At 65.1% G+C, this 4,748-nt stretch carries 5 protein-coding genes; 2 read left to right on the forward strand and 3 right to left on the reverse strand.

Translation table 11 applies throughout. The annotated features are described in order from the left end of the window. Positions 1-183 precede the first annotated feature (183 nt). Complete coding sequence (locus AC1VAN_RS11905; protein WP_312963245.1) at positions 184-474, forward strand: helix-turn-helix domain-containing protein; 291 nt, start codon at positions 184-186, stop codon at positions 472-474. Here AC1VAN_RS11905 and AC1VAN_RS11910 read toward each other — a convergent pair. Both AC1VAN_RS11910 and AC1VAN_RS11915 read right to left on the reverse strand, forming a co-directional pair. Continuing rightward, positions 471-962 (reverse strand): fimbria/pilus outer membrane usher protein, encoded by a 492-nt coding sequence (locus AC1VAN_RS11910; protein WP_425602657.1) that lies wholly within the window; start codon positions 960-962, stop codon positions 471-473. The two genes, AC1VAN_RS11905 and AC1VAN_RS11910, sit on opposite strands and share 4 nt — an antisense overlap. Before the next feature lie 335 nt (positions 963-1,297). Continuing rightward, complete coding sequence (locus AC1VAN_RS11915; RefSeq protein WP_442251921.1) at positions 1,298-1,822, reverse strand: DUF6622 family protein; 525 nt, start codon at positions 1,820-1,822, stop codon at positions 1,298-1,300. 514 nt (positions 1,823-2,336) lie between these two features. Here AC1VAN_RS11915 and AC1VAN_RS11920 point away from each other — a divergent pair. After that, positions 2,337-3,584, forward strand: coding sequence for an arsenic transporter (locus tag AC1VAN_RS11920; protein WP_478013505.1), 1,248 nt, complete (start codon positions 2,337-2,339; stop codon positions 3,582-3,584). A gap of 91 nt (positions 3,585-3,675) precedes the next feature. Here the strand turns inward: AC1VAN_RS11920 and AC1VAN_RS11925 are convergent. After that, a partial coding sequence (locus AC1VAN_RS11925) for a sensor domain-containing diguanylate cyclase (protein WP_480985864.1) occupies positions 3,676-4,748 on the reverse strand: 1,073 nt, incomplete at its 5' end.

Below are 4,748 nucleotides of genomic sequence, written 5' to 3' on the forward strand. Positions count from 1 at the left end.
GTAATACGCAGCTCTCATGCGTCTTCTCTCTGATTGCGAAGGGGCTCCCTTCCGGGCCAGCACTATCAGAGGCCAGTGGCAAATTTACAACCAGGCACACTTTGTATATATAGGGATACAAAGTATCCTATTGGAGTGATGATGCCCGCTGGCCTGCCTTCGGATTACCGGTGTGCCGTAGAAGTGACTGTCGAGATCGCCGGCGGGAAGTGGAAGCCGTTGATCGTTCACTACCTGCTGAGCGGCACTAAACGGTTTGGGGAACTGCGAAAGCTGATCGGCGGCGTGACCCAGCGCTCGCTTACCTTGCAGCTGCGCGAGCTTGAGGCAAGCGGCATCGTCCGGCGCGAAGTGTTTGCAGAAGTTCCGCCGCGTGTTGAATACACGTTGACGCCGCTGGGCACCACACTGGCGCCAACACTGGAAGCAATGAAGTTGTGGGGAGAACGCTATCTGGCCAGCAGGGACGGTTAGCCGCTGCGGCACGTCGTGGGCGCACAACCCGCTCGAATCGCCACACCTGCGTCATTACGCCTAGACACGTTCGTACGGATCCGATGGAATGGCCTGCATCGGGGCTTCAGCATGCGCTGCACCTCCACGCTGGAAGAGCCTTGTTGCAGTGCTTCCTCGGGCAGCAGCTGCATGCCCGTAATCGGAGCACCCGAGAACAACGGATTGCTGACCGACAGCTCGCCGAGCTGAAGCACCTGCTTGGAGCCAATCAGAGTGCGTTGGGCATAGGCCTCGATCTGGTCGAAGCGCGAAGGGCCATTGCCATACCTGGACAACGATTGGCGGCTGCGGACGATCCAATCGCCTGGTGATACTTGATCCGCTGTCCACATCCAGCAAGTGCTATGCCGGAAAGGGAGTGGATGGAACGTGGTATGGGCTGGCGTGCCTTGCCTGTGTCGAGTTGGACGCCTCGCACCCCAACTATCTCCTCGCTGTGAGGGCATTCGATTACGGCGGGAAGGCGCTTCGGCAGCGCCTGCATCTTCCTCATGACGCGGTTGCCTTCGTGGTGGAATGCGAAGACGAGGTTTCGACGCAGGTTGGTTTCCGGAAGCTGACCTACTAGTGAAATCGACGGACAGCCTCGATAACGCACTCCAATCCCTGCCAAAGCGGCGCGGGTTTCCAACCGGGGATGGGCACTCCTTGAGGCGTCTTTGAACTGAGCGCGAAGCGAATAGTCCAGTGTGGACGGCTCCCGCCCAAGCCGTGGCCTATTCTTGCCGCTGCAGGGTGAACAGGGTGAGGGCGCGTGCACCGCCCCCATCCTGGACTGGACTCAGCCAGCAGGCTGCATCCCGCTGGGCGTTGCCCGGCGCGACGCCGCCAGATAGCGGCAGTACTTGCCGATGAAGATGCCGGTGAATCCGCCAGACAGCAGGAGATAGGCGGCGCTGAAACCTGCGTTGCTGCTCAGGCCGGGCGCCACGGCGAGCGCCGTTTCAAAACCGTACTTGATGACGAACGTGACCAGCAGCAGTGGCAGCAGGCTGTAGTCGGCACTACGCCACAGCGTGCCCGTGGAGGCGTCCACGCTCAGCGTTGCCCGGCGCGGCAGCAGCCAGCCCACTGCTGCGCCCGCGCAGATGCCGGCCAGCCATTCGCCCCACGCCAACGGCGAGCCGCCATAGCGGTGGCTGATCGACCAGATGCCCCAGGCGCTGAACAGCGCCGGCACGATGGCCAGCTTCCGCAGCGAGGTCTGCCCCGGCCGCATGGCCGCGATGCCGCGCGAGACCAGGAACGCCAGAAGCACCCAGACCCAGATGGGGGTCTGCCAGAGGAGTTGCTGCAGCAGGTTCACGGGAGGTCCTTTCGGTGAGTGCCGGCCATGCAGGCGGCGGTGACGCTCACTATTGGCGGTACGCATTGCCCGGACAAGTGACAGGTGTCAGCGATACGGCCTGCACCCTTCCCTCTGCGCGGCGCTCGGCGATGTACGCGTGTCCTATCGTGTCAGCGTGACCAGCGAACGGATGAATCGAATTCGGTTCCTGTCCGCATGTCGATTGCACCCCTGCTCCACCGGCGTTGTGCCGCTCACCGAATCGCAGCCGAGGCTGCACCACATGGCGTCTTGCCGGCCTGGCCGGCACCACCCTTGCGATGCGGATGTCCGGAATCGGCATTACCGTGACGCATCACGGTGAATGGCATGCGCCTTCAATCGGGCGCACGTCGGGTTCTGATACGGCCCTTTGCTGGCGGGGCCGGCGCTGCAGCCGGCACGGTATGATGCCGACTTTCTCGCACTTGCCATCGCTGTAGCGCGCGTTGCTGTTGGCTCGCKCCGGTGCAGCTGAGACCCCACCCACTCCATGCTCGCTTCCTCTTCCCCCTTCATCATCTGGGCGGCCGTGGCCGTTGCCACCGTCGGCCTGCTGTTCCGGCCGTTCCGCATTCCGGAGTACGTGTGGGCGCTTGGCGCGGCCGCGCTGCTTCCGCTGCTTGGGGCGGTGTCGCTCGGCACGACCTGGCACGCGGTTGCTGAAGGCCGGGATGTCTATCTGTTCCTGGTCGGCATGATGGTGCTGGCCGAGCTGGCGCGGCGCGAGGGCCTGTTCGACTGGCTGGCCTTGTATGCGGTGCGGCATGCGGGCGGCTCGGGGCGGCGGTTGTTCGATCTGGTGTTCCTGGTCGGCACGGTGGTGACGGTGTTCCTGTCCAACGATGCCACGGCGGTGGTGCTGACGCCCGCGGTCTATGCCGCGTGCAAGGCGGCCCGCGCCAACCCCCTGCCCTATCTGTTTGTCTGTGCGTTCATCGCCAATGCGGCGAGCTTCGTGCTGCCTATTTCCAACCCGGCCAACCTGGTGGTGTACGGCAACCACATGCCACCGCTGCTGCAGTGGCTGGCGCAGTTCGCGCTGCCTTCGCTGGCGGCGATCGGTGCCACGTATCTGGTGCTGCGCTGGGTGCATCGCCGCGAGATCGCGCAGCCGTTGGCGGCGTCGCCCGAGCATCGCCCGCTTACCGAGGGTGGCCGGCTGAGTGCGCTGGGGGTGTTGTTCACCGGCACCGTGCTGCTGGTGACCTCCGCACTGAACGGCCCATTGGGCCTGGCTACGTTCTGTGCGGGCGCGCTGAGCGTAGCGGTGGTGGCGATCCGCCAGCGCCGCAGCCCGCTGCCGCTGTTGCGCCACGTCTCCTGGGGCGTGCTGCCGCTGGTGGCCGGCCTGTTCGTGCTGGTTGAAGCGGTTTCGCAGACCGGTGTCATCCAGACAGCGGCCAGCAACCTGCAGGCGCTGGCGCAGACCTCGCCGCATCAGGCGGGCTGGCTGGCCGGAGGCGCAGCCGCACTGCTCAGCAACGTGGCCAACAATCTGCCGGTGGGCCTGGCGGCGGGCTCGCTGGGCCAGATGGCCGAGCTGCCGGCGCAGACACGCGCGGCGTTGCTGATCGGCGTGGACCTGGGCCCGAACCTGTCGGTGACCGGCTCGCTGGCCACCATGCTGTGGCTGGTGGCGTTGCGCCGCGAAGGCGAGCATGTCAGCGCGCTCGACTTCCTGCGTGTCGGCGCGCTGGTGATGCCGCCCGCGCTGATCGGGGCGTTGCTGCTGCTCTGATCAGGCGCGGGCTGGAACGCCAGGCCACCTATCGCGACCAGCGCAGCGCCCAGGATCGGCAGCTGCTTCACAGACACTTGCCCGGTGCAGATTACTCGGCGTAGCTTGCGGTGTTCTTGCCGTGCCGTTTTGCGTGATAGAGCGCCTTGTCCGCCTTCGCCAGCCAATCTTCTGCGCTGCCCGTGCCAGCCGCTGCGGCGATGCCGATACTGACGCTGAACTGGATATGGGCTGTTTCAGGGGCGCCCGGCTCCTGCAGGTAGTGCCTTATCTGCTCGGCCACATCCATGGCCTCTGCCGGTATCCGCTGGCGCAGCAGGACGGCGAACTCATCACCGCCCAGGCGCGCCGGCATGTCACCCGGCTGGGCCAGCTGACGCAGCACCACGGCGATGCGGCGAAGCACCTCATCGCCGGCACGATGGCCATGCGAATCATTGATCCGCTTGAAATCATCAACATCGAGCATCAGCAGGCACGCATCGCCGCCGTGGTGCTGCCCCGTCTGCAGCATCTGCTGGGCGCGCTGGATCAGGAAACCGCGGTTGGCCAGCTCCACCAGCGGATCCATCCGGCTCAGGCGCTGCAGTTGGCGATTCTGTGATTTCACCCGGCGCGCCAGCCGCCAGCTCAGCACGCTCAACCCGATGCCGTAGACGAACAGGAAAGGCAGGCTGAGGACAACGGTGCGCTGCGAGGTGATGGGTTGATAAGGCAGGCCCAGGGCAAGCCAGGTAGCGGCGAACCCGACCACCAGGGCCAGGGTTGCCCTCGTTGCCAGGCGGATGCCGCCGGCGGCGATCTTGTCGGCCACCAGCAACGCGGCAAACAACGCACTTGGCACCGTGCTGAGGGCCATGAAGGCGATCCATGCGCCTCCAAAGAGAGAGTCGACGATCATGCAGCGGAACTGCGCTGCTGCAGGCTCGCGGGCGCGACGTGTCAGGAGCATCGCCAGCGCCGGCCATGCGATGGCGTTGAGCAATAGCAGCACCCAGGGCGCAGCATCCGCCTGACGCTCCAGAATGATCGAGGCAATCGGAAGCGCGCCCAAGCCATTCCCCACGAAGCGCATCCAGCCGATGCGCCGGGCTGCACCGACGCCCTCGACGGCGACTTCTGTTGAGTCAGTGAGAAACGGCATTGCCAGCTCTCCTGATGATC

Source organism: Stenotrophomonas sp. 05L44_2, from assembly GCF_056665995.1.

Bases quoted from the DNA above. Each gene is read 5' to 3' on its own strand.
- AC1VAN_RS11910 (WP_425602657.1), bottom strand. From the start codon at position 962: ATGCCCTCACAGCGAGGAGATAGTTGGGGTGCGAGGCGTCCAACTCGA.
- AC1VAN_RS11920 (WP_478013505.1), top strand. From the start codon at position 2,337: ATGCTCGCTTCCTCTTCCCCCTTCATCATCTGGGCGGCCGTGGCCGTT.